18 protein-coding genes are annotated in these 23,742 nt (G+C 69.9%); all 18 read right to left on the bottom strand.

Annotated features, from left to right (window positions below):
- Window positions 1-8: 8 nt before the first annotated feature.
- The 18 genes from ACX9TP_RS36930 to ACX9TP_RS37015 all read right to left on the bottom strand — a co-directional run bounded on the left by ACX9TP_RS36930 (window position 9) and on the right by ACX9TP_RS37015 (window position 23,739).
- The gene (locus ACX9TP_RS36930) at window positions 9-3,941 is read right to left on the bottom strand and encodes a translocation/assembly module TamB domain-containing protein (protein ID WP_482975350.1); all 3,933 of its coding nucleotides are present in this window, start codon (window positions 3,939-3,941) and stop codon (window positions 9-11) included.
- Between the two features lie 5 nt (window positions 3,942-3,946).
- A complete protein-coding gene (locus ACX9TP_RS36935) occupies window positions 3,947-4,891 on the bottom strand; it encodes an ExeA family protein (protein ID WP_482975351.1) in 945 nt (314 codons plus the stop codon).
- A gap of 24 nt (window positions 4,892-4,915) precedes the next feature.
- Window positions 4,916-8,041 carry a type IV pili formation protein SgmX gene (gene sgmX / locus ACX9TP_RS36940; RefSeq protein WP_482975352.1) on the bottom strand — a complete coding sequence of 1,042 codons (3,126 nt, stop codon included), beginning with the start codon at window positions 8,039-8,041 and terminating at the stop codon, window positions 4,916-4,918.
- A gap of 189 nt (window positions 8,042-8,230) precedes the next feature.
- Window positions 8,231-9,616, bottom strand: a complete 1,386-nt coding sequence (gene accC / locus ACX9TP_RS36945) for an acetyl-CoA carboxylase biotin carboxylase subunit (RefSeq protein ID WP_482975353.1) — start codon at window positions 9,614-9,616, stop codon at window positions 8,231-8,233.
- A 77-nt stretch (window positions 9,617-9,693) separates the two neighbouring features.
- Window positions 9,694-10,284, bottom strand: a complete 591-nt coding sequence (accB, locus tag ACX9TP_RS36950) for an acetyl-CoA carboxylase biotin carboxyl carrier protein (RefSeq protein ID WP_482975354.1) — start codon at window positions 10,282-10,284, stop codon at window positions 9,694-9,696.
- 41 nt (window positions 10,285-10,325) lie between these two features.
- Window positions 10,326-10,907, bottom strand: a complete 582-nt coding sequence (efp, locus tag ACX9TP_RS36955; RefSeq protein WP_482975355.1) for an elongation factor P — start codon at window positions 10,905-10,907, stop codon at window positions 10,326-10,328.
- Between the two features lie 137 nt (window positions 10,908-11,044).
- A complete protein-coding gene (locus ACX9TP_RS36960) occupies window positions 11,045-11,413 on the bottom strand; it encodes a roadblock/LC7 domain-containing protein (protein WP_482975356.1) in 369 nt (122 codons plus the stop codon).
- A gap of 48 nt (window positions 11,414-11,461) precedes the next feature.
- Window positions 11,462-12,145, bottom strand: coding sequence for a hypothetical protein (locus ACX9TP_RS36965; protein ID WP_482975357.1), 684 nt, complete (start codon window positions 12,143-12,145; stop codon window positions 11,462-11,464).
- Window positions 12,146-12,181: 36 nt separating this feature from the next.
- Entirely contained in the window at window positions 12,182-14,995 is a 2,814-nt protein-coding gene (locus ACX9TP_RS36970) for a type IV pilus secretin PilQ (RefSeq protein ID WP_482975358.1), read from the bottom strand.
- 57 nt (window positions 14,996-15,052) lie between these two features.
- The gene (locus ACX9TP_RS36975) at window positions 15,053-15,616 is read right to left on the bottom strand and encodes a pilus assembly protein PilP (protein ID WP_482975359.1); all 564 of its coding nucleotides are present in this window, start codon (window positions 15,614-15,616) and stop codon (window positions 15,053-15,055) included.
- 43 nt (window positions 15,617-15,659) lie between these two features.
- Complete coding sequence (locus ACX9TP_RS36980) at window positions 15,660-16,259, bottom strand: type IV pilus inner membrane component PilO (protein WP_482975360.1); 600 nt, start codon at window positions 16,257-16,259, stop codon at window positions 15,660-15,662.
- Window positions 16,260-16,272: 13 nt separating this feature from the next.
- The gene (locus tag ACX9TP_RS36985) at window positions 16,273-16,950 is read right to left on the bottom strand and encodes a PilN domain-containing protein (RefSeq protein ID WP_482975361.1); all 678 of its coding nucleotides are present in this window, start codon (window positions 16,948-16,950) and stop codon (window positions 16,273-16,275) included.
- A gap of 28 nt (window positions 16,951-16,978) precedes the next feature.
- Entirely contained in the window at window positions 16,979-18,061 is a 1,083-nt protein-coding gene (gene pilM, locus ACX9TP_RS36990) for a type IV pilus assembly protein PilM (protein WP_482975362.1), read from the bottom strand.
- 221 nt (window positions 18,062-18,282) lie between these two features.
- On the bottom strand, window positions 18,283-19,722 hold the full coding sequence (locus ACX9TP_RS36995; protein WP_482975363.1) for a sigma-54-dependent transcriptional regulator: 1,440 nt from the start codon (window positions 19,720-19,722) through the stop codon (window positions 18,283-18,285).
- A 75-nt stretch (window positions 19,723-19,797) separates the two neighbouring features.
- Window positions 19,798-20,919, bottom strand: coding sequence for a sensor histidine kinase (locus tag ACX9TP_RS37000; RefSeq protein ID WP_482975364.1), 1,122 nt, complete (start codon window positions 20,917-20,919; stop codon window positions 19,798-19,800).
- A complete protein-coding gene (locus ACX9TP_RS37005) occupies window positions 20,916-21,953 on the bottom strand; it encodes a prepilin peptidase (protein WP_482975365.1) in 1,038 nt (345 codons plus the stop codon). The genes ACX9TP_RS37000 and ACX9TP_RS37005 overlap by 4 nt, the downstream gene beginning before the upstream one ends.
- A gap of 26 nt (window positions 21,954-21,979) precedes the next feature.
- The gene (locus ACX9TP_RS37010; protein ID WP_482975366.1) at window positions 21,980-22,747 is read right to left on the bottom strand and encodes an ABC transporter permease; all 768 of its coding nucleotides are present in this window, start codon (window positions 22,745-22,747) and stop codon (window positions 21,980-21,982) included.
- Window positions 22,747-23,739 (bottom strand): ABC transporter ATP-binding protein, encoded by a 993-nt coding sequence (locus ACX9TP_RS37015; protein WP_482982278.1) that lies wholly within the window; start codon window positions 23,737-23,739, stop codon window positions 22,747-22,749. The genes ACX9TP_RS37010 and ACX9TP_RS37015 overlap by 1 nt, the downstream gene beginning before the upstream one ends.
- Window positions 23,740-23,742: the final 3 nt, after the last annotated feature.

Raw genomic sequence — 23,742 nt, forward strand, 5'->3', positions numbered from 1 at the left:
GGCGCGGGCTACTCGACCTCCCAGCTCAGCTTCAGCTCGAGCCCGAGGTTGCCAAACGAGGCTTCGCTGTTCTCGTTGTCCCACTGGGCCTGAGCAGAGAGTCGGTCGTCGAAGCGGTACTCGGCGCGCGCCCGCGTGCCGCGCCCGCTCACCGGTTGTGTCATGCCGATTTTAAGCTGCTCGCTCAGGAACTTCGACTCCAGTTGTGCGGTCGGCTCCGCCTGCCGGGTGGCGTCGTTGTAGGTGGTGGCGATTTGCAGCGACAAATCCCGCAACACCGGGTTGCTGGGGAGGAAGCGCTGGAGCTGCCGGTCCAGGCCCGACACGTTGAAGAGGGCCTCGGCCGCCAGGCCGGCGCTCGCCGTGGCAGCCGTGTCCCGGTCCGACGAGGTGAAGCCCAGGGTGAGCAGCGAGACGATGTCCCCTTCCACCAGCGCCGGCTCCGAGGAGAGCAGGATCTGCGGGTCCGCCGGCTTGCCGAAGGCGTGCAGCTTCACCGTGTACTCGCGCACTTGCGTCTGGGCCTGGACCTCGAAGACGGGGTTGATGCCGGTGGCGTCCTGGAACTCGACCTGCCCCTGGTTGATGGTGAAGGGGTTGTTGCGGAAGAAGGCCTGGCTGCCCTCCGCCAGCTCCACCCGCCCCAAGAGGCCCGGCCGCAGGTCCGTCCCCGTCAGCCGCACGTCGCCCAGAAGGCGCGCCTTCGCCAGGTTGTTGTCCACCCGGACGTCGCCGAAGTGCACGTTGACGTCCCAGATGACGAGCGGCTTCGGGGGCTCGCCCGTGGAGGACGTCACCGGCCCCGAGGGCGTGTAGGTGGTGCGCTTCTGGAGCGACTTGAGCATCGACTCCACGTCCAGGGCCTTCTGGTAGCGCATCTTGACGATGTCCAGCCCGCCCGTGACGGTGAAGCCATGGGGCGGGCCGCTCACCTGGAGCAGCCCGGAGAAGGTGGCGGGCAGGTCCTCCGTGAGGCGGTAGGGCACCTCGTCGAGCTGCACCGTGAGGCCCAGCCGCGTCGGCAGGAAGCGCTCCAGCCGCACGTCGCCGCGCGCGGACACGCGCCCTTCGTTGAGCTGCCCCTGCAGGTGCTCCAGCAGCACGCGCTGGCCGGTCAGCTCCATGCGCCCGGACATGCCACGCACGTTGACGGGCCAGTCCCGCAGCGCCAGCCGCAGGTCCAGCAGCTCCGCGGCGCCCACCACGGACGGGGACAGCGGGGTGCCGGTGATTTCCGCGTCCACGGTGACGCGGCCGGTGGCGCGCTCCACCATGGAGGGCAGGAGCGACTCCAGCATGCGCACGTCCCAGCCGCCCCGCAGGGTGATGTCCATGCCGCGCGGCCCCATCCACCCGCCCAGCGACAGGTCCACGTACGGCCCCAGGAAGCGGAAGGGCTGCACGTCCAGCCGGCCCCCGGCGTAGGCCAGGACGATGGGGCCCGTGTTCTCCCCGTGCACGTCGTCGCGCGAGAGCACCAGCTTGTCCACGGTGGCGCTCACCTCCGAGCCGGCGGGCTCCAGCAGCTGCCCCTTCGCGCTCAGCGTGCCGGAGAGCGCGCCGGACACGCCGGCCCACAGCGGCTCGGCGGGCAGCAGCGGGCGGATTTCCGGCAGCGACAGCGAGCCCTGCGCTTCATAGGGCCAGTTGTCCTTCACCTTGAAGGCGAGCCGTCCGGTGGCGTCCTGGAACGGGTGGCCCCTCACTTCGAAGTCCTTGCCCACCAGGCGCCCGGTGAGGTCCATGGCGCCCAGGTTGCGGTCGGCGAAGGTGACGCGCGGCGCGCGCAGCGTGGCGTCCACCACCGGCACGTCGGCGGTGCCGGATACCTTCCCATCCATCACCATGCGGCCCTGGATGCCCATGCGCTCGGCCACGTCCGGCCCCACCGTCTCCGCCAGGGACAGGTCGTCCCCGCCGAAGCGGTAGTCCAGCCCGCCCGCGAAGGTGAACGTGCCGTCCGCCCACGTGCGTCCCAGCGGGCCCTTCAGCACGGTGCGCTCGAGCACCATCGCCTTGCCATCCACGAAGCGCAGGCGCATGGCGCCGTCGCCCATGCGGCGGCCGTAGTAGGTGGTGTCCTTCACGTCGAAGGCCACCAGCCCCTCCAGCTTCTCCACCGGGCTGTCCACCTCCACGCGCCCGGTGGCCGTGCCGCCCAGCGTCCCCCGCATCACCTCCAGCGAGGGGCTCAGCCCCGCCACCACGTCCACCAGGTCCTCGGTGCGCCCCTGCGGGACATTCACCTCCAGGCGCAGGCCGAGCAGCCGCCCGAAGGACACCCCCGCCTTGCCGTAGTACTGCGTGCGCCCCTTCTGGCCGGTGAAGGCGGGGAAGGCCAGCACCCCGTCCGAGTACCCCAGCTTCCCCTGCAGGACGCCCAGCGAGAGGTTCCAGAAGACGAAGTCGCGCATGGACAGGCCCGCCTCCACCTTCACCTCCGAGGCCGGGCCCGTCACCGAGTACGTCGCGCTCCCCCGCCCCGCCCACTGCAGCCCGGCGATGTGGCCGAAGTCCGCGAGCTCCAGGTCGCCGTGGCCGTGGATGTCCAGCCCCAGCCCGTCGCCGATGAGCAGCCCCACGTCCCCGTGCACGCGCGAGCGGCCCGACTCCGCGGTGACGTGGGTGAAGGACACGCGGTCCGCCTGAATCTTCACCTGCGCCTGGGCGCGGCCCTTGTCGAACTCCAGGATGGTGAGCCCCGAGTCCTCCGGTGCGTCGTACGCGCGCGTGGCCAGCACGAAGGGGCCGGTGCGCAAGTCCAGCGGGCCGGCCAGCGAGAAGCGCGGCAGCAGGTTTCCCTGGAGCTGCGCGTCCAGCGTGGCCGGGAAGTCCACCCACGAGCCCTTCACCCCCGCCCTGTCGAGGATGCGCCCCAGCGACGCGTCCTCCGTGGACAGCGACACCTCCAGCGGGAAGTTGGGCGTCAGCCCCAGCCGGGCCGTGGCGCGCACCTTCCCCGCGCCCACCGGCACCACCAGGTCCTCCACCCGCACCTCGTCGCCCGAGTACGACAGGCGCGCGGTGAGGTTGGAGGGGCCGAAGCGCTCATAGCCGAGCCCACTGCCGGACAGCTCCAGCGACACCGCGGGCGCGGACGGCTTGCCCGCAATCGACACGCGGGACCAGAGGTGGCCGGTGGCGGCCTTCGGCACCAGGCGCGCCTGGGACAGCGTGCGCAGCGGGAGGAACACCTGCGCGTCCAGCGCCAGGTTCGGGTCGCACAGGGACTCCACGCGACCGGACACCGTGGTGGTGATGTCGTCGAGCGACACCTCCGCGCGCTCCAGCTCCAGCAGCGCCTCGTCCGGGTCCACCGCGCCCGCCACGGCGAGCTGCCCCAGCGCCAGCTCCTGCCCGTCCGGCCCCAGCCGCACCAGCCCGCGCCGCGCCTCCACGTCCAGCTCGATGACGCCCCAGCGCTCCGCCCAGCGCACGTCCAGCTCGCCCACCTCCACGCGCCGGCCCTGCGGCAGCGCCAGCCGCAGCTCCGCTCCGGTGATGTCCAGCTTCGCCACCCGCAGCCGCTCCAGCGGGTCCAGGAAGCAGCCCTCGGACTTCTTCGCGGGCTCCGCCGACGGCCGCGACAAGTCCAGCGTCACGCGGGGCCGCTGGGCGCGCACCAGCGCCAGCTGCAGCCGGCCGGAGAGCGGCCGCAGGAAGCCCAGCTGCACCTCCGCCATGTCCGCGGCGACCAGCGGCGTGTCCGTGCCCGGCAGGAAGAGCGAGAAGCCGTGCACGAGGACGCGCGAGTTCAGCGGGTCCAGCTCGCACCGGCCGATGCCCACGTCCAGCCCCAGCACGTCCGGCAGGTTGCGCCGCGCCAGCGTGCAGGCCAGGTCCCACGACGCCTGCATCCGCAACAGCAGGACGCTCCCCGACAGCAGGAGGAGCACCACCAGCAGCGCCCTGCGCGCACTGTTGCGATTCGGGGAGGACAAAGCCCCTACAGCTTACCCAGCCCTTCGAGGTAGCGGTCGATCTCCGCCAGGTCCACCTTGCTGTTCGCCGTCCGGGGCAGCGCGGTGACGGAAGCGCTCGCTCGCTCGGCTGCTCCACTGGCGGGCGTATTCACCCCCTGCAGGCCCAGGTTCTTCCCGATGCGGTTCACCAGGTCCGCGGACACGGTCTCCTGGCGCGCGAGGAAGGCCTCGAAGAGGGCGTTGTCGCACAGGGTGTTGATGACGCGGGGCGAGCCGGACGAGTGCTCGTGCACCGCGAGCAGCGCCTCCGGGGAGAACGGCATCCGCGGGCACCCGGCGAGCCGGAGGCGGTGCTTGACGTACGCCTCCGTGGACTCGGCGGTGAAGGGCTCCAGCTTGTAGCGCATGGCCACCCGCTGCGCGAGCGGCGCGTCCAGCTTCAGGTTCTTCTCAATCTCGGGCAGGCCGAAGAAGACGAAGGAGATGAGCTTGCGCTCCGGGACCTCCAGGTTCAGCAGGCCGCGGAACTCCTCCATCAGCTCCCGCGTCTCCAGCATCTGCGCCTCGTCGATGAGGACGACGGCCTTCTTGCCGGACTCGTAGATTTGCAGGAGGCGCTGGTAGAGCTGCGACAGCAGCGCGAGCTTCTCCTGCGCGGGGTTCTCCACGCCCAGCTGCAGGGCAATGCGCCGCAGCAGCCAGTTGGCCGTAATGCCGGAGTGGATGATGACCAGCAGCGCGGCCTCGTACTCGGACTCGGGCAGCGAGTCGAGCATGCGGCGCGCCAGCGTCGTCTTCCCCGCGCCGATGTCCCCGATGAGGATGGACAGGCCCTTCATGTAGCTCACCGCGTGCATCAGCCGGGTGAGCGCCTGCGAGTGCTGCGCGGAGTTGTAATAGAAGCGACTCACCGGAGCGTTGGAGAAGGGCTCCTGGGTCAGCTCGAAGAAGTCGAGGTAGGTCGTCATGGGCTCGCCGGACCTCGGGGGTGACTACAGGTAGCCGACCTTGCGCGCCTTGGACGCGCCAGCCGCCGGCATCGGGGTGGACGCGACGGCCGCCGCGGCCGCCGGGGCGCCGTTCGCCTTCGCTCCATTGCCCGCGTGCGACGGCAGCGGGTCATCCTCCGGCTCCACCGAGGCGGCCAGCCGGTTCATCTGCGACGCCACGTCGCGGTACTTCGCGTCCACCGCGGAGACGCGCTGGTAGTGATACAGCGCCTTGCCCGGCTCGCCCAGCGCCTCGTAGGCCGCCGCCAGCTCGAAGCCGAGCGCCTTCGTCTGCTCCGCCGTGGCCTGCGGGCTGGACAGGCCCTCGCGGAAGACCTCCACCGCCGCCGCGGCGTCACCGCGCAAGAGCTGCAGCATCCCCATCATGGTGATGCAGTCCAGCTCGCGCTTCGTCCCCACGCAGCCCTGGCGGGCCACGTCGAACTCGTGGAGCGCGTCGTCGAGCAGGCCCATTTCCTTGTAGGCGATGCCCAGGTCGTAGTGCGTGTCCACGTCCTCGGGCTTCACCACCTTGGCAAGGCCCTTCTTGAACTCGGAGAACACCTCCTCCACCGAGTACTGGAAGTCCTCCTCCACCGGAGCGGCGGCCGCGGTGTCGTCGCCCAGGTTGTCGATTTCGCCGGCCAGCTCCGCCGCCAGGTCGAACGCGTCGCGCTCGCCTTCCGTTTCGAGCACGGGCTGCACGTGCGGCACGGACACCGGCTCCGCGGGGGCCTCCTCGGCCTCCACGCCACCGCCTGCCTCGAGCGCCTCCAGCCGCGCCATCAGCTCGCTGGCGCGCGCATGGCCCGGGAAGGCAATCATCACCGTCTCGAGGATTTCCCGCGCTTCCTCCAGCAGCCCCTGGTCGAGGAAGAAGGAGGCCTCGTCGCACTCCTCCGCCGCCGGCTCCTCCTCCTCGGGCACGGCCTCGGCTTCCGCCTCGGGCACATCCTCCAGCGCCGGCTCCGAGACGACGTCGGCCCCGGCCTCCATGCCGGGCTCGTCCGCGAGCGTCGGGATGGCGTGCGAAGCGGTGGGCTCCTCGTAGTCCAGCGGGTCGCCCAGCGCCGTCGCGGTGACTTCGGCCTCGTCCTCCTCCAGCATGGACGGGTCCAGCGCGGCGATGCCCACGCGCGTGGGCATGTCCTCCACGTCGAGCGGAGGCGGCTCTCCGAAGGCCTCGTCCGCCAGCGCCTCGTCCTCCTCCAGCGCGGCCAGCTGCCGGGTGTCCGGCGCGGCCTCCTGGAGCAGCGCCCGCGTGGGCGCGCGAATCATCGTGGGCGGCGGGTCGTCCTCGTCCCCGAGCGACAGCGCCTCCATGGACGTGGCCGTGGCCTCGCCCCCCAGCGACTCGTCCTCGAGCGAGTAGGCCGACGTCGCGCCCAGGTCGTCGTCCGGGGCGACGAGCGGCTCGTCGTCCACGAGCGACATGCCGGGCTCGTCCGTCAGCACCAGCCCGTCGTCCTCGGCCACCAGCGTCTCGTCCGAGAGCGCCGCCGCCGCCAGGTCCTCCGGCGCGGGCGTGCCGTACATGTCGTGCTCACTGGAGACGGCCTCGCCGACGAGCGCCTCCTCGCTGACGACGGCGGAGTCGCCGTCCTCCTCGATGACCTCGTCCGAGTCGCTCGAGGGCAGCGTGGTCAGCGCCAGCTCGTCCCCGGGCGGGTGCAGCAGCGCGTCTTCCGGCGGAGGGGCGACGAGAATCTCGTCGTCGCTGGAGTCGACGAGGATGGCGTCCTCGCCCACCGACTCCACCACCGCCACCGACGGCGCCGCCGCCACCGGGCCGTCCGTGCGCAGCACCGACAGGAAGGCGGGCACCTCCGGGTGCGCCGGGTTCTCGTTGAGGATGGTGGCCAGGTACGGCTGCGCGCGCTGCACGTCCGCGGCGCGCGTGCACAGCCGCAGCACGTTGAGCAGCTGCTCGGACGCCTGGGCCGCGTTCCCCGAGGCGACGTAGATTTGATACGCCTTCTCGTGCGCGTCCAGGTTCTCCGGGTCGACCGTGAAGACCTTGCGCAGGTGCTCCAGCGCTTTGTCGTGGAGCCCGTACTTGACGTAGACGTCCGTCTCGGTGAGCAGCTTGGCCAGCTGCTCCCGGTTCATGCCCGCCGCGGGCGGCGGCGCCACCGGGGCGGGCGCGGGCTGCGCGGGCGCGGCGGCCTGCGGCGCGGCGCGAGCAGACGCCATGGGCTGCGGGGCCGCCGCCACCGCGGGCTGGTGCTCCACGGGCGCCGGAGCGGGCGCGCGGCGCGCGAGCAGGTCCGGGTCCTCGGGGTCCAGCACTTCAATCTGCGTCCAGACGGCCTCGGCCTCGGTGAGCCGGCCGCGCTCCTGGTGAATCTTGGCCAGCTCCTTGTAGACGGACACCGTCTTGGAGGTCTGCCCCAGCCCCTGGAACGCCTGGGCGAGCAGCGTGAGCGTCTCCACGTCCCGGCCGTCCGCCTTGAAGCACACCTGCAGCTTCGCGAGCGCGCGCTTCTGGTCGCCGCGCTGCAGGTAGGAGACGGCCAGCTCCTTGGCCAGCGGGAGGTTCTCCGGCTCCAGCGTGGACAGCCGCTCCGCCACGCGCAGCCAGTCGTCCGCGCGGGCATTGCGCTTGAGGTACTCGGCGGCGCGCTTGAACTCCTGCGCGGCCTCGCGCGTCATGCTCTCGCGCGCGTACAGCTCCGCCAGCTTGATCTTCGACGCCACGTTCTCCGGGTCGAGATCCACCATCTTCTTCAAGGTATCGAGCGACGCCTTGGTGTCGCCGGCCTTGTCGTAGTGGTTGGCGACAATCTGGAAGTACGCCATCGCCTCGGACATCAGCCCGAGCTGCTGGTGCAGCTCCGCCAGCTTGAGGTTCACCTCCAGCAGGTTCGGGTTGAGCTTGAGGACCTGCTTGTAGAGGGCGACGGCCTTGAGGAAGAAGCCGTCGGAGGAGTAGCTCTCCGCGACCTTGGTGAAGAAGTGCGCCGCCTGGGCGTTGTCGTTCTTCTTCTGGTACAGCTCCCCCATCTTCTGGAGGACCCGGATGTCCTTCGGGTCGACCTCCAGGACCTTCTGGTACTCCTTGATGGCCTTGTCGTAGGCGCCCTTCGCGACCAGCTTCGCGGCGGCTTCGATGATCTTGTTCTTGTCCATCGAGCGGTGGGCTTCCAACAGGCCGAAACCCCTTGAACTTCGCGGGTTTCCATCCTCAGTGAGGGGGAGTGTCGGAGGCTAACGGAAAGCTCCGACGCGGGTCAAGAAACAGCCCGGCTCCCCCCGGTGCCAGATCACCTGCTCGCGTGGCCTCCCGACAGGCAGGAGACCGCGGTAGGTGGACGTGCGCTACGGCGTCTCTTCAACGGCCTTCTTCAGCCGGCGGGTGCCCGTCTCGCTCGCCAGCAGGCGCTCCACGAAGCGGGTGTCGTAGTGGCCTTCCTGGAAGGACTCCTCCGCCAGCGCGGCCCGGTGGAAGGGGATGTTGGTGCGGATGCCCTCCACCACGTACTCGCCCAACGCGCGCTGCATGCGGCGGATGGCCGTCTCGCGGTCCTCGGCGTGGACGATGAGCTTGGCCAGCAGGCTGTCGTAGTACGGCAGCACCGTGTAGTTCTCGTAGGCCGCCGAGTCCACCCGCACGCCGTAGCCGCCCGGCACGCTGTAGCCGGTAATCTTCCCCGGCCAGGGGGCGAACGTAATCGGGTCCTCCGCGTTGACGCGGCACTCGATGGCATGCCCGCGAATCTGGATGTCCTCCTGCTTGAAGCGCAGGGGGTGGCCGTAGGCCATGCGGATCTGCTCGCGCACCAGGTCGATGCCCGTGACGAGCTCCGTCACCGGGTGCTCCACCTGGATGCGCGTGTTCATCTCCATGAAGTAGAACTCGCCGCGCTCGTCCAGGAGGTACTCGATGGTGCCCACGTTGTTGTAGGCGAGCTTCTTCATCGCCTGCACGGACACCTCGCCCATCCTCTGGCGCAGCTCCGGCGTGAGCGCGGGGGACGGGCTCTCCTCGATGAGCTTCTGGTGCCGGCGCTGCACCGAGCACTCGCGCTCATTGAGGTGGATGATGTTGCCGTGCTCGTCCGCGACAATCTGGATTTCGATGTGGCGCGGCTTCTCCACGTACCGCTCGATGTAGAGGTCGCCGTTGGCGAAGGACGCCACGGCCTCCGCCTGCGCGGTGGAGAACGCCTGGGCCAGCGCGCCCGGCTCGCGGACGATCTTCATCCCCTTGCCGCCGCCACCGGCGGCCGCCTTGAGGATGACGGGGAAGCCAATCTCCCGGGCGAAGGCCTCCGCCTCGCGCGGGTCCTTCACCGTGCCGGGGCTGCCGGGCAACAGCGGCAGGCCCGCCTCGCGCGCCGCCGCGCGGGCGCGCACCTTGTTGCCCATCAGCCGCAGCATCTCCGGGCGCGGGCCGATGAAGCGAATCTTGCAGTTCTCGCACACCTCCGCGAACTCGGCGTTCTCCGACAGGAAGCCGTAGCCCGGGTGGATGGCGTCCGCGCGGGTGATTTCGGCCGCGGAGAGCAGCTGCGGGATGTTGAGGTAGCTCTCCTTGGACGACGGGGGGCCGATGCACACCGCCTCGTCGGCGAAGCGCACGTGCAGCGCGTTGGCGTCCGCCGTGGAGTGCACCGCCACGGTGGCGATGCCCAGCTCCCGGCAGGCGCGGATGACCCGCAGGGCAATCTCCCCGCGGTTGGCGATCAGCACCTTCTTGAACACGTGGGTGTCTCCCCGTCAGGGGCCGAGCCTGGGAGGCGCACCGCTCGCGCAGGACGCGAGAGCGGCGCGCCAGGCGCTCAGGCCGGCTCGATACGGAACAGCGCCTGGCCGAACTCCACCGGGCGGCCGTTCTCCACGAGGATTTCCGCCACGCGGCCGGACACCTCGGACTCGATTTCGTTCATCAGCTTCATCGCTTCGATGATGCAGAGCACCTGGCCCTTCTTCACCACCGAGCCCACGTCCACGAAGGGGGGCTGGTCGGGCGCCGGCGTCCGGTAGAACGTGCCCACGAAGGGGCTCGTCACCTGGTGGCCGGGCTTCTCCACGGCCGGCGCGGGCGCTGCGGCCGCCACGGCGGGAGCCGGTGCGGGCGCGGTGGGCCGGGACGCGGCGGGCGCGGAGTACTCCACGCCCGGACCCACGGCGGCCGGAGCCGGCGCCGCGTGGTGGACGATGGTGGTCTCCGGCGCGTGGCCGCGTCGGATGAAGAGCTTCTCCTCGCCGCGCTTCCACACCAGCCTCGTCACGTCCGAGGCCTCGAGGATTTCGACGATCTGCCGCAGGGCATCCACGTCCAGGGACGTGTTGCCCGAATCGCGCGCGCCACCGGTGGCCGGCGCGCTCGCGGGCGCGTCCGCCCGGGTCGACTTGCGCTTCGTTGCCATTCTCGCGTTCCCCTCCGTCCGAAGTCGCCGTGCGCGGCGGACTAGCCGCCCGTGGCCACGCGCGTCAGGTACTTGCCACCTTCACGCGTGTCGATCTTGAGCACGTCGCCCTCGTTGATGAAGAGCGGGACGTTGACGGTGAAGCCCGTCTCCAGGGTGGCGGGCTTGAGCGCGCCGGACACGGTGTCGCCACGCACGCCCGGGTCGCACTTGATGACCTTCAGGTCCACCGAGTTGGGCAGGTTCACGGAGATGGCCTTGCCGTTCCAGTAGAGCACCGAGACGGTGATGTTCTCCTTCAGGAAGTTCTTCGCCTCTCCGAGCACCTTCTCACTGAGGAAGGTCTGCTCGTAGTTGCGGTTGTCCATGAAGTAGTACTCGTCGCCCTGGACATACAGGAACTGCATGTCCTTCTCCTCGATGTCCGGGAGGCCCACCTTGTCGCCGGACTTGAGGGTGGGCTCCAGCATGCGCCCGGACAGGAGGCTGCGAATCTTCGTGCGCACGAAGGCGGAGCCCTTGCCGGGCTTCACGTGCTGGAAATACTCGATTACGAACGGCTCACCGTCGATTTCGATCTTCAGACCGTTACGGAACTCGGACGTATCGATGAACCCGGCCATGGGGACCCACTCCTTACACACTCAAGGCTTCGAAAGCTTGAAAAGTCGGGGGTGTGTAGCCCATGCCCCCCTTCCATGGGAAGGGGAAAGGAGCGAGCGGTTCCGCCGTCCGGACGACTGCCTGACAGGGCGGGCGGCTAGAGCTCGGCGCGCACCTTGGGGGCCGTCACACGCAGCACGTAGCGACCCTTGCCGAAGTTGCCGTCCGCGCGCAGGGCGAGCACCAGGAAGTATTCCGGTGACACCAGCCGCATCACGGTCAGCACCTTCTCGCTGTTGACACTGACCTCGCTTACCGCGCCCGTCTTCAGGACTTCCGCGGCATGGCGGAGCTGGGTGAGGAGGTTGGCGTACTCCACCCAGGCGCCGCTCAGGTCCAGCTCCGCGGCCGCGGCCTCGTCCCGCTGGAAGGTGTCGACGGAGATGCCGTCGAAGCCCATCACGCTGCAGGCGAGGGCTCCGTCCACCTGGTTGACCACCGACTCGAGGTGCGTGCGGAAGGACATGGTCTTGGGCTCTTAGGAGGCGGGCGGCGGCCGGTCAAGTGCGATGGCTCAGGGGGCGGCCGGGGTTTCTTCGCACTCGGGCACGACGTTGTTCAGCCCGCGCTGGTCGCAGGGCTCGGTGGGCGCCGCGAACTGCTTGCCCGGCCCGCAGATGGAGGCCTGGAGGCTGGCGGCGGGGACGTTGTACACGGTGACGGGGAAGAGGATTTCGTTGGAGTCCACCTCGTCGCCCGAGGCGCGCTTGCCCTTGAGCTGCACGGTGACGTGGACCTCGGCGGACTCACCGACCCCCACGAAGTCCACCAGGTCCCCGAAGGTCTCCGCCGTGAACAGGTTGAGCAGCAGGTTGCCGTCGTCGCTCAGCGTTCCGTAGATGGGGACGCTGGAGCTGGAGTCGGTGAAGCTCAAGCCATCCGTCGGCGACGAATAGCTCAGCACGAGGTCGGTGATGTAGATGGTGTTGAGGTCCTCGTCACCGGCCACCGGATTGCCCGCCACTTCGATGGGGGTGCTCTCCAGGTTGGAGGTGACGGACAGGACCAGCGGGTAGCCCCCCACCGGGAAGCCCAGGTTGACGCTGCCCCGGAGGAGCCCGGGTCCGGTGGCCGCGGAGATGGTGCAATCCTCCCCCTGGGCGGAGGCGCTCCCAATCTGGAGGCTGGGCGTGCTTTCGACACAGGCGCTCATGCCAAGCGCCAGCAGGGCCGAGATGACCGAGTGCTTCATCTTCATAGGGCGAACGCTTTCCTGGGGAGGTCGCACAAGCCCTTAGAGGCTCTGCGCAATGCTCTGCCGGTTGAGGATGCGGGGCGTGATGAAGATGAGCAGCTCCTGCCGGTCATCCCGCTCCGTGTGGTTCTTGAACAGCAGGCCCAGCACCGGGATGCTCGACAGGAACGGAACCTTCGAGGTGGCGGTGCTGCCGCGGCGCACGTAGATGCCGCCGATGACGGTGGTGTCGCCGTCCTTGACCAGCACCTGAGTGACTGCCTCCTTGCGCTGGATGGAGGGCTGTCCGTTGGCGCCCGTGCTGCCAGGGTCCGGCTGGTTGTTGGAGGCGTTGATGGACATCAGGATGCTGCCGTCCTGGGTGATGTGCGGCGTCACCTCGAGCGACAGGCGGGCTTCCACGAAGGTGGTGTTCACACCCTGGGCGGACGTCTGGCTGAAGGGAATGGACACGCCCTGGCTGATGCGAGCGGTGTTGTTGTCCAGCGTCGTCACCTTGGGCGCGGAGATGGTCTTCACGGTGCCCTCGTTCTCCGCCGCGGACAGGCGCAGGTTGAGCTGCAGCGCTCCGCCCGCGGAGCCGAACACGAAGCCCAGCGCGCCACCGGCGCCCTCACCCACCGAGGCCGGCAGGTTCACCGCGAAGTTCGGAGTCGCCGGCAGGCCGTTGCCGCCGACGCCCGGCGAGCCACCGGTGACCGCCACCGAGTTGGGGAAGATGAGGCCGGTGGAGTTGCCGGCCGCCGCGGCCGCGAGCGCCTGGCCACCCCACTGCACGCCCAGCTGGCGGCTGAAGGTGGTGTTGGCCTCCACGATGCGGCTCTCGATGAGCACCTGCGGCGTCTGCGTGTCCAGGCTGCGCACGAGCGCACGGGCCTTCTCCGTGTTCGAGCGGACGTCCTTGACGATGAGCACGTTGGTGCGCTGGTCCACCGTCACGGAGCCGCGCTCGCTGAGCACGTCCTTCACGCGCGAGGCCATGTCGCCGGCCACCGCGTAGTTGACGGGGATGAGGTTGACCAGCAGCTCCTCCAGCTGCTGGAGCGACTTCTTGCGCTCCTGGCGCAGCCGGGCCTCCTCCTCCAGCGTCTTCAGCGGGGCGATGCGGATGATGTTGCCGAACTCCTCCTTGCCCAGCTGCTTCGTGCGCAGGATGAGGTCCAGCGCCTGGTCCCAGGGCACGTTGCGCAGCCGGATGGTCACCCGGCCCGACACGTCGTCCGCGAGCACCACGTTGCGCTTGGAGATCTCCGCGATGACGCGCAGGAGGTTCTGGATGTCGATGTCCTTGAACTCGAAGGAGACGCGCTTGCCGCGGTAGCGGGCCTGCTGCGGCGCGCCCTCTGCGGCGTAGGCGGGCGCCTCGGCGGTGAAGCCCGCGGTGCGCGGCGCCACGGCCACCTGCTCCGTCTTCACGCCCTGCACGTCCAGGCGCCAGGACAGGGTGCCGCCGTTCTGCGTCACCTTCTCTTCGATGGCGCCGTCGGCGGCCACCACCACGCGCACCTTGCGGCCCTCACCCGGCACGCTGAAGGCGCTGACCATCTTCACCGGCGTCTCCAGCGCGCTGGTGTCCAGGCTGCGCTCGAGCTTCTTCGGCAGGCGCGCGTTGTCCAGCGTCAGCACCGCGCTGCGCGGGTCCGGCCGGTCCACCTTCCACGCCGCCGTGCCGGACAGCTTCAGCACCACGCGGCCACCCGCGCCGCTCTCCTGGAAGGAGAGGTCCTTCACCTCGACCGCCGCCGCCGTCGTGGCGGGCGCCGACGTCGGCTCGGGGGTGGAGCGCAGCGGCTCCACCTCGGTCACCGAGGCCACCATCTCCGTGGGCTCCGGCGCGGGCGCCGCCTTGCGCGCCACCGCACCGCCCAGCACCACCTCCAGGCCCCGGGAGGCCCGGTCCACGCGGTAGGCCGGCATGGCGCCGCGCACGTCCAGCACCAGGCGCACCTTGTCCGAGTGCGCGCCGACGCGAACGTCCTTCAGGGCGCCGCCGCCCACGCGCGGCGCACGGGCCGCGAGGCCCACGCCGTACAGGTCCACCGCGAGACGCGGCGGGTCCGCCAGCTCCAGCACCTCGTAGCGGGCGATGTCGCCATCCGCGCGGATGCGCAGGGTGTCGTCGGCGAAGGTCAGGCCGGTGATGCGCTGCGCCGGGTGGGCGACCTCGCGCTCATCGGCCTCGGCGGCCACCACGTTCTCCGGCAGGGCCGGCTTCGCGGCGGGCGCCTCGGGCTTCACGGCCTCGCGCGGGGCCTCGGCCACCACGGCGGCCGGCGCCTGGGCGGCGGGCTCGGGGGGCTTCACGGCGGCGGGAGCCGCCATGGCCACGGCCACGGGCGCCTTGGCGGCCTCGGGCTCGGAATGCTTCGCCGCGGCCGCGACGGCCACGGGCGCCTTGACGGGCTCGGGCTCGGAACGCTTCGCCTCGGCGGGCGCGGCGGCAGCGACACCGTCCACGGAGATGACCACGCGGTTGCCGTCGGCGCGCACGTCGTACTGGGACGCCTTGTCCAGCGCCAGCAGCACCCGGCCGACGCTCGCGCGCTCGTCCGAGAACTGCGACGCCACCACGCCCGCCACGGGGCCGGAGCCCTCGTGGTGGCCCTTGATACCCGTGGCGTCCGCCGACGAGAGGTCCACCACCAGCCGCTCCGGTCCGCTCAGGCGGAACACGGTGAAGGTCGGCGGACGGGTGCCGGTGACCACGACCTGGGCCCCGGAACCCGTGCGCGACACGTCCAGGTCGCGCAGCGTATTGAGCTCGGCGCCCTGTACCCTGGCGCCCACAAGAATGACGGCCCACGCGGCCGCCAACATCCACTTGCCCCTCGTCACAGCGCTCTTCTCGAGCATGCGTCCCCTCAACAAGTTGGAAGCGGGCGACCGCCCGCGGGAGCGCCTTTGGGGGCGCTACTCCCCGTAGTTCTTGCCCGTCATCATGTTGTAGGCGGGGTCCTGCTTATCGTCGGGCTTGAGCTGCAGCGTCACCGGATTCTTGATGATTTCGCCGTTGCCCGAGAACACCTCGGTCACCGTCACCGAGTCACGGAGGATCTGCGTCACCTTGCCGCCCTGGCGCCCCACGCGGGTGTTGCGCCGCACGATGTGGCCGCGACCCACCGGGTCCTCGACCATGGCGATGGGGTTGGCGTCACCCGTCACGACCGCCACCAGCTTGAGCTGGTCCAGGTCGAAGGCGCACAGTGGCTCGTTGCACGAGGTCACCGGGCTGGGCGTGATGGGCCCGAGCTCATCCACCGGACTGCGGAACGGGTCCCGCTTTCCCACCGGGTTGTACGTGTACACGTACGGGGCCGCTGCGGGCTCCGCCACCGCGACGGGTGCCGCCTTCGCCGGAGCAGCCGCCGCCGCAACGGGACTGGCAGGTGCCGGGGGCGGCATCTGCGCGTCCTCGCATGCGGCCAGCGAGAGCGCCAGCGCCGCGGTAGTCATGGTGGCCTTGAACGTCTTCATCCTCAATCCCCTTGTCGCCCTACTTTCCGGGCGGATCAAGTTTCTAGTTCTTCTGCATCCCGTTCTTGGGCTGCTCGACGAAGCGGAACGTGGTGGCCAGGAAGCTGCTCTGGAGCACGACCTTCTCGTTCTTGAGCGCGGGCGAATCGAGCTTGATGTTGTTGACGTTGACGATGCGGCGCATGTTCGCCATCTCCTGCAGGAAGAGGGCGATCTCGTGGTAGTTGCCGCTGACCGTCATCTTCAGGGGGATGCGGGCGAAGAACTCGCCGCCGCCCACGAACTCCCTGTCCGGCGTCACGCTGGAGATCTCCAGCCCGCTCTTCTTGCCGATGTCGTTGATCTGCGCGAGCAGCTCCTCGATGTCCTTCTTCTCGGGCAGCTCCGTCAGGGCCTCGGCGAGCTTCTGCTCCAGCACGTCCATCTCGCGCCGGCGGTCGTTGAGGTTCTGGGCGATCTCGCTCTTCTCCGCCAGCTCCAGGTCCAGCGTGCGGCGCTGGGCGACTTCAATCTTGATGGCGTCGTCGGTGGGCGAGACGGCCAGGAAGAAGTTGGCGACGGTCATCAGAATCACCGCGGTGGCCAGGCCGCCGAACTTGGTGGCAGGGGGCGCCTTGGCGAATTGATCCAGGTACTTGTCCATGGCGTGGGGCCTTTCAGATGGCGTAGTTGGCCTGCAGCGTGATCTTGAAGTCGACCAGGGGCGACCCGCCGGCCTGCGCCGTCTTGCCCTGGATGGCGCTGGTCAGGTCGATGTTCTTGAAGAAGGGAGTGACCTCGGGCGCCGGGAACTCCTCGATGGTGGCCTCGGCCGTGAGCAGCTCCACGCGCGCCGTCTTGCTGTCGCGGCGCTGGTCGACGAGGCGGCCCATGCCCTTCGGCGTCCACACCACGCCGTTGAGGCCGCGCATGAACTCGGCGACCTCGTCGTGGCTCACCGCGGAGCCGTCGATGGCGACCGCGTTGTTGGTCTCGGCGAAGGTCTTCAGCCAGACCTTCTTCGGGGTGGCGGACGCGAGCGCGTCCAGCATGCGCACCGGCCCGTTGCGCCCCTTGCGCAGCGAGTCCAGCACGGCCAGCTTCTTCTCCACCTCGGCCTTGCGGGCGTTGATGTTCTTCACCTCGCCGATGACCTTCTCCAGCTCGGCGATCTTCGCGCGGGTCTGCGCGATGCCCTGGCGGTGGCGCGTGAGCTCGGCGTCCCGGTCCGCGTACCAGAAGTAATTGCCAACGCCCGCGCCGAGCAGCACGAGGGCGAAGAGGACCAGCACCTGCCGGCCCATCTCCCGCTTCTTCACCGCCCTGACGGGCAGCAGGTTGATGCGAATCATCATGTGCGTCGTCTCCTAAGGGGTGGACCGGTCAGGCCAGCTTGTCGCCCGGCTTGCGCAGCGCCAGTCCCACGGCCACCGCCGCCATGGGAGCCACGTCCATGATGAACGCGGGGTCGAACTTGCGGTTGTCCACTTCAATCTTGCGGAAGGGATTGAGGATCTCCACCGGCACGCCCGTGCGCGCTTCGATGGTCTTGAACAGCGCGGGAATCTTCGCCGTCCCGCCCGACAGGTACACCTTGCTGAAGTTCGAGTCGGCGGCGGTGCCCGCGTAGAAGTCCAGCGAGCGCTGGATTTCACCCGCCACCTGCTCGGCGACGCTGGAGAGCACGCGCTCGACTTCCTGGGGCACCACGGCGTCCGCGTCCGAGCTGTTGCCGCCAATCTTCAGCGCTTCCGCCTCCTCGTAGGAGACGTTGAGCTGCTTCTGGATTTCTTCGGTGAACTGGTTGCCACCGATGGTGACGTCGCGGGTGAACACCGTCACGCCGTTGGCGATGATGTTGATGTTCACCACCGAGGCGCCCGCGTTGATGAGCACCACGGTCTCCTTCTCCGGGAGGTCGTAGTTGACGGAGAACATGTTCTGGACGGCGAAGGCGTCCACGTCCACCACCACCGGCGCCAGTCCCGCCTCGGAGACCACGGTGGTGTAGTCGTTGATCATGTCCTTCTTGGCGGCCACCAGCAGCACGTCCATCTGCCCGGTGGCGTCATTGCCGCCGCCGTCGAGGATCTGCGTGTCGATGTTCACGTCCTTCACATCGAACGGGATGTACTGCTCCGCCTCCCACTGGATGCTCTCCTCGAGCTCGTCCTGGGACATGCGGGGCATCTGAATCTTCTTGATGATGACCGAGTGGCCGGACACGCCGATGGCGACGTCCTTGCCCTTCACCTTCAGCTCGGACATCAGCTCCTGCACGGCCTGGACGATGGCCGTGGAGTTCATCAGGGCCCCGTCGACGATGGCCTCGGGAGGCAGCGGCTTCATCCCGAAGCTCTGCAACGCGAAGCCGACCTCGCCACGCTTGCGCTGCTCCTTGAGGAGAATCATCTTGATGGACGTCGATCCGATGTCCAGGCCGAGTGCCAGTTTGCCCTTCGCCATGCTTGACTCCGTCGAGAGGCGGGCAGCGTAACACTGGCCGTCAACCCCTCCTAGAAAGTGCCTGGAGCCCGCCTGCCCTCCGGACGGACGGAAGCCGCGCACCAGTCCTGCGTCGGGCCCCTCAACACCGTCGCGAAGGCCCGATTTTCCGGCCCCGGACGCGTTCCGTCAAATGCAGGCAGGCAGGCGGTGTCCGGAGCACGGCCGCGTCCTGCGGCCCGTCAGCCCCGCTCCGCCTCGGCATCCGGGTCGATGCCGTACTCCTTGATCTTGTACAGCAACGCGCGGTGGCTGATGTCCAGCAGCTCCGAGGCGCGGGTGCGGTTGCCCTTCGTCCGGCGCAGGGCCGCCCGGATGTAGGACTCCTCCATCTCCCGGATGGCGCGCTTGAGCGACAGGTCCGTACCCTCCTGTAGCGCGGCGCCCCCCGACGTACCGGCGGGCCCCGGCGCCGTGCCCGTGGGTCCGGGTGGGGGCGCGGCCCACAGCTTGTCGGGCAGATTGGCCGGGAGGATGAGGGGTGTGTCCGCCAGCAACACGGCGCGCTCCATGGCGTTCTCCAGCTCGCGCACGTTGCCGGGCCAGGCGTACGCGGCCAGGAGGGCCTCGGCCTCCGGGGAGAGGCCCTCGACGGGCGGCTCGCGGTTCAGCTCGCGGTTGAAGCGGGAGATGAACGCGCGCGCCAGGAGCGGCACGTCCTCGCGGCGCTCGCGCAAGGGCGGCATCCGGAGATTCACGACGTTGAGGCGGTAGTAGAGGTCCTCGCGAAACTCGCCCTTCTCCACCAGCTTGCCCAGATCTCGCAGCGTGGCGGCCACCACGCGCACGTCCACCTTCTCCACCCGGTTCTCCCCCACCGGGCGGATTTCCCCCTCCTGGAGCACGCGCAACAGCTTCACCTGGGCGGACAGCGGCAGCTCGCCCACCTCGTCCAGGAAGAGGGTGCCGCCGTCGGCCTCGGCGAAGAGGCCGCGCTTGGCGGAGCGCGCGTCGGTGAAGGCGCCCTTGGCGTGGCCGAACAGCTCGCTCTCGATGAGGCCGGACGCAATCGCGCCGCAGTTGACGGCGACGAAGGCCATGGCGGCGCGGCGGCTGCGCGAGTGCAGCTCGCGGGCGATGAGCTCCTTGCCGGTGCCGCTCTCCCCGCTGATGAGCACCGTGGTGTCCACCGGGGCCAGGCGCGCCACCTGCCGGAGCACCGCGTGCAGCGCGGCGCTGCCGCCGAGGATGTGGCCGTCCGGCGCGGAAGGCAGGCTGGCCTCCTTCAGCCGGCGGTTCTCCCGCACCAGCCGCTCGCGCTCCTCCGCCTTGCGGAGGACGAAGACGATTTCCTCCGGCTTGAAGGGCTTCTGGACGTAGTCGAACGCGCCGGCGGAGACGGCCTCCAGCGCCTGCTCCTGCGAGCCGTAGGCGCTCATCACCACCGCGGTGAGGCCGGGATGCAGGGCGAGCGCCTCGCGCAACACGGTGAGCCCGTCCTTCTTCGGCATCCGCACGTCGCACAGCAGCACGTCGTAGTCGCGCGCGGCCAGCTCGCGCAGGGCCTCGTCGCCGTCCGCCACCGCGCGCACGTCGTAGCCGCGGTCGGTGAGCACCAGCGTGAGGATGTGGCGGATGGAGGGCTCGTCGTCGGCGACGAGGATGGTGCGGAACAAGGACATGGCCGTCTCCCGCCCATCATCCCCCAGCACGCCGGGGGCCGATAGCTCCTGGCCGGTAGGGAGGCCCTTTTCCCCTCACGGGGCGGGCAGGGACACGGTGAAGCGGGCGCCGCCCGCCGGGGCATTCTCCGCCACGAGCCGCCCGCCCATCACCTGCGCGAGCCGCAGCGACACCGCCAATCCCAGCCCGGTGCCCTCCCGGCCCTTGGTGGTGAAGAAGGGCTCGAACAGGCGGGGCATGACGTCCGCGGGGATGCCCGGCCCCGTGTCCTCCACCACCAGCCGCGCCTCGCCTCCCTCGCGGTGCGTGCGCACGCGCACGCTCCCCTGCCCTCCCATGGCCTGCGCGGCGTTGAGCAGCAGGTTGATGACGATTTGCGACAGCGGCCCCGGGTCCGCCCGGGCGAGCAGCCCCGGCTCCAGCACCAGCTCCACGTGCACGCCGGTCAGCTCCGGCGCGGCGCGCACCAGCCGCACGCACGTCTCCACCACTGGGCCCAGCTCCACCGGCCCCAGCGAGGCCGCCCCGGGACGGCCCAGGTCCAGCAGCCCGCGGATGATGCGGTCGATGCGCTGCACCTCGTGGTCGATGCGCTCCAGGAAGTCCTTCAGCTCCGGCGTGGTGGCCTTCATCCGCGCCAGCGCCACGTAGCCCAGGATGCCCGACAGCGGGTTGCCCACCTCGTGCGCCACGCCCGCGGCCAGCCGGCCCACCGTGGCCAGCCGCTCCGAGGACACCAGCTCCGTCTGCGCGCGCGCCAGGCGGGCGTTGGCCTCGCGCAGGGACTCCATCTGCGAGCGTGTGAGGGACTGCTCCGCGCGCAGCGCCTCCGCCATGCGCTGCAGCGCGCGCTGGATGCGCGACAGCAGCGGGCCGCCCTGCGTGGGCACCAGGTGCGGGTCCAGCTCCAGCCGGCCGAACTGCTCCACCACCGTCTCCGTGCTGCGCAGCGGGCGGCCCACCGTCAGGTCCAGCACCACGTACGCCAGCACCGTGAGCACCACCAGGTCCAGCCCGAGCGCCAGCGGCAGCAGGGCCTTCACCCGCCCCAGCACCTCCGTGTCCGCGCCCCCCTGCGGCGCCAGCCGGCGCACCGCCTCCATCAACCGGATGAGGATGGGCTGCAAGGACAGCCAGGTGAGCCCCGTGGACAGCGAGCCCAGCAGGAACGCCACGCTGGCGATGCGCCACTTCATCCGCCGCCCAGCATCATCGCGATGTCCGGGGGCAGCACCCGCGCCAGCCAGGGCCCCAGCAGCAGCAGCTCCAGCCCCGCCAGCGCCAGCCACGGGCCGAAGGGAATGCTGGTGCGGTCCGGCACCCAGTCCTCCTCCTGTCCCTCCTCGTCCAGCGGCGCGTCGGGGATGGGCTGGAACAGCAGGCAGAACGGCACCAGCACCAGCCGCTTCCACAGGGGAAGGCCGGGCCGGGTGAAGTCCCAGGTCATCGTGAGCGGGGGCTCGTCACCGGACGGCTCGTCTCCGGAAGGCTCGTCTCCGGACGGCTTCTCCGGGGCCGGCGGCTCCTCCGTGCGCGGCCCGGCCCGGCCCGTCAGGGCCAGCATCAGGATGCCCACCACCGCGCCCTGCATGGAGGCGAAGAGGAGGATGCCGAGCAGCGCGCGCCAGGACAGGAACGCGCCCAGCATGGCGACGAGGTACTTGTCCCCCGCTCCGAGCGCCTCCTTCTTGAAGACCTTCCAGCCCACGTACTCCATCAGCCGGAAGGCCAAAAAGCCCGCCGCCGCGCCAATCACCGCGTCCCAGAAGGGCCCCATCCCCCGGGGCACCGCGAGCGCCACGCCCGCCAGGGTGCCCGACACCGTCATGGACAGCGGGAGAATCCAGTGGTCCAGGTCGATGAAGGTGAGCGGCACCAGCAGCGTGACGAGCACCAGCGCGGGGACCAGCTCGTAGGTCCAGCCGAAGCGGCGGAGGCACGCGAAGTAGAGCAGCCCCGTGAGCGCCTCCACCATCGGGTAGCGCACGGAGATGGGGGTGGCGCACCCCCGGCAGCGGGCCCTCAGCGCCAGCCAGGACACGAGCGGGATGTTCTCGTACCAGGCGAGGACATGGCCGCACTTCGGGCAGCGCGAGCCCGGCCGGACGATGCTCAGCCCTTCCGGGACTCGCGCGATGACGACGTTGAGGAAGCTGCCGATGCACAGCCCGAGCACCAGGAGGAAGAGCGTGAAGAGGGCTTCAATCAGTCCTGGTGAGAGGGTCGGCATCGCGCGGCCGCGATTCTACCGCGTGCTCAGCGGAAGTCGCGCCGCTCGAACACGAGCGTGGCCAGCACGCAGAACAGCGCGCCCCAGCCCAGCGCGTAGAGCGTGGCCTTGCCGAGCTCGGACGCCGCCACCTCCAGCGCGTACGTGGCGCGCGGCCGGAAGTTCAGCCGCTCCAGGTTGGGCAGGGCGTAATAGGTGGCCTTGCTCACCCAGGCGACCAGCGTGCTCTGGGACTTCGCGCCCAGGTTGTAGATGTCCGCGCACAGGTGGCCCGCGAAGTACAGGCCCGTCGTCACCAGCGCGGACACCAGCTGGCTGGAGAAGGTGGACATCAGGAAGCCGGCGCTGGTGAGCACGAACAGCTCCAGGTACAGCCCCCACAGCGCGGCGAACTGCGGCTGGGTGATGGGCGCGCGGTGCAGGACGAGCTGCACCCAGAACAGCAGCGTCATGGCCACCAGCAACACGCCCAGGGTGAGCATGTTGCCCGCCAGCCGCGCCAGCAGGAAGCGGCTGCGGGACAGCGGCTTGGACACCATCAGGAAGATGGTGCGCCGCTCGATTTCGCGGCTGAGCAGCCCCGACGACAGGAAGATGGCGAGGAAGACGAGCAGCAGGCTCATCACCCCCAGGCCGAAGTCCGTCACCACGCGGTCGAAGGTGCTGACCGTGACTTCGGTGATGAGCGTGGTGGCGAACAGCAGCACCAGCGCGAAGGCGCCCACGAGCACCGTCACCCGGTTGCGCCGCGCCTCGCGGAAGCCGTTCCACGCCATGGCGGTAAAAGCACCCATCACTGAATCTCTCCTCCCACGGTCTTTCCGCCCGCCTTCTGCATCGCCTCCAGGAAGAGGTCCTCCAGCGAGAAGCGCGCGGGCTGCACCCGGCTGATACGCCCGCCCAGGCCGATGATGGCCTGGAGCAGCCGGTGCGACTCCCCGTCCGGCACCCGCAGCATCACCCGGCCGTCCAGCTGCTGGGCCTGCTCGTACGTGAAGCCCAGCGTCTGGAGCTGCTCCAGCGGCAGGCCCTGCACCACCATCTCCACCGAGGGCGCCTGCGCCGAGACGAGCTCCTGCACGCTGCCCTCCTGCACGCGCTTGCCGCCCACCAGCACCGCCACCCGGTCGCAGAGGGCCTCCACGTCCGAGATGATGTGCGTGCAGAAGAGGATGGTCGTCCCCTTCTCGCGCTCGGCGAGGATGATGTCGCGCATCTGCCGGCGGCCCAGCGGGTCCAACCCGGAGGTGGGCTCGTCCAGCACCAGCAGGCGGGGCCCGCTGATGAGCGCCTGGGCCAGCGCCGTGCGCTGCACCATGCCCTTGGAGTAGCGGCGGATCTGCAGGTCCGACGCGCGGCCCATGCCCACCTCGCCCAGCACGCGCTCCACGCGCTGGTCCAGGTCATGTCCGCTCATGCCGAAGATGCGCCCCGCCAGCGTCACGAACTCGCGCCCGGTGAGGTACTCGTAGAGGGACGGGTTCTCCGGCAGGAAGCCCACCTGCCGCCGCACGTGCGGGCGGTCCGGGGACTCACCGAAGAGCAGCGCCTGCCCCTGGGACGCGCGCACCAGGCCCATGAGGATCTTGATGGTGGTGGACTTGCCGGCGCCATTGGGGCCGAGCAGCCCGTAGACCTGCCCCGGCATGATGTCCAGGTCCAGGCCCTGCAGCGCCTTCACCTGCTTGTTGAGGAAGAAGCCCACCTGGTACGTCTTGGACAGGCCGCGGATGCGCACGGGCTGGTGGCCCTCGGGCGCGGGGGCCGCCGTCACCGGGGCCGCCATCAG

It is taken from the genome of Pyxidicoccus sp. M15 (assembly GCF_056858435.1).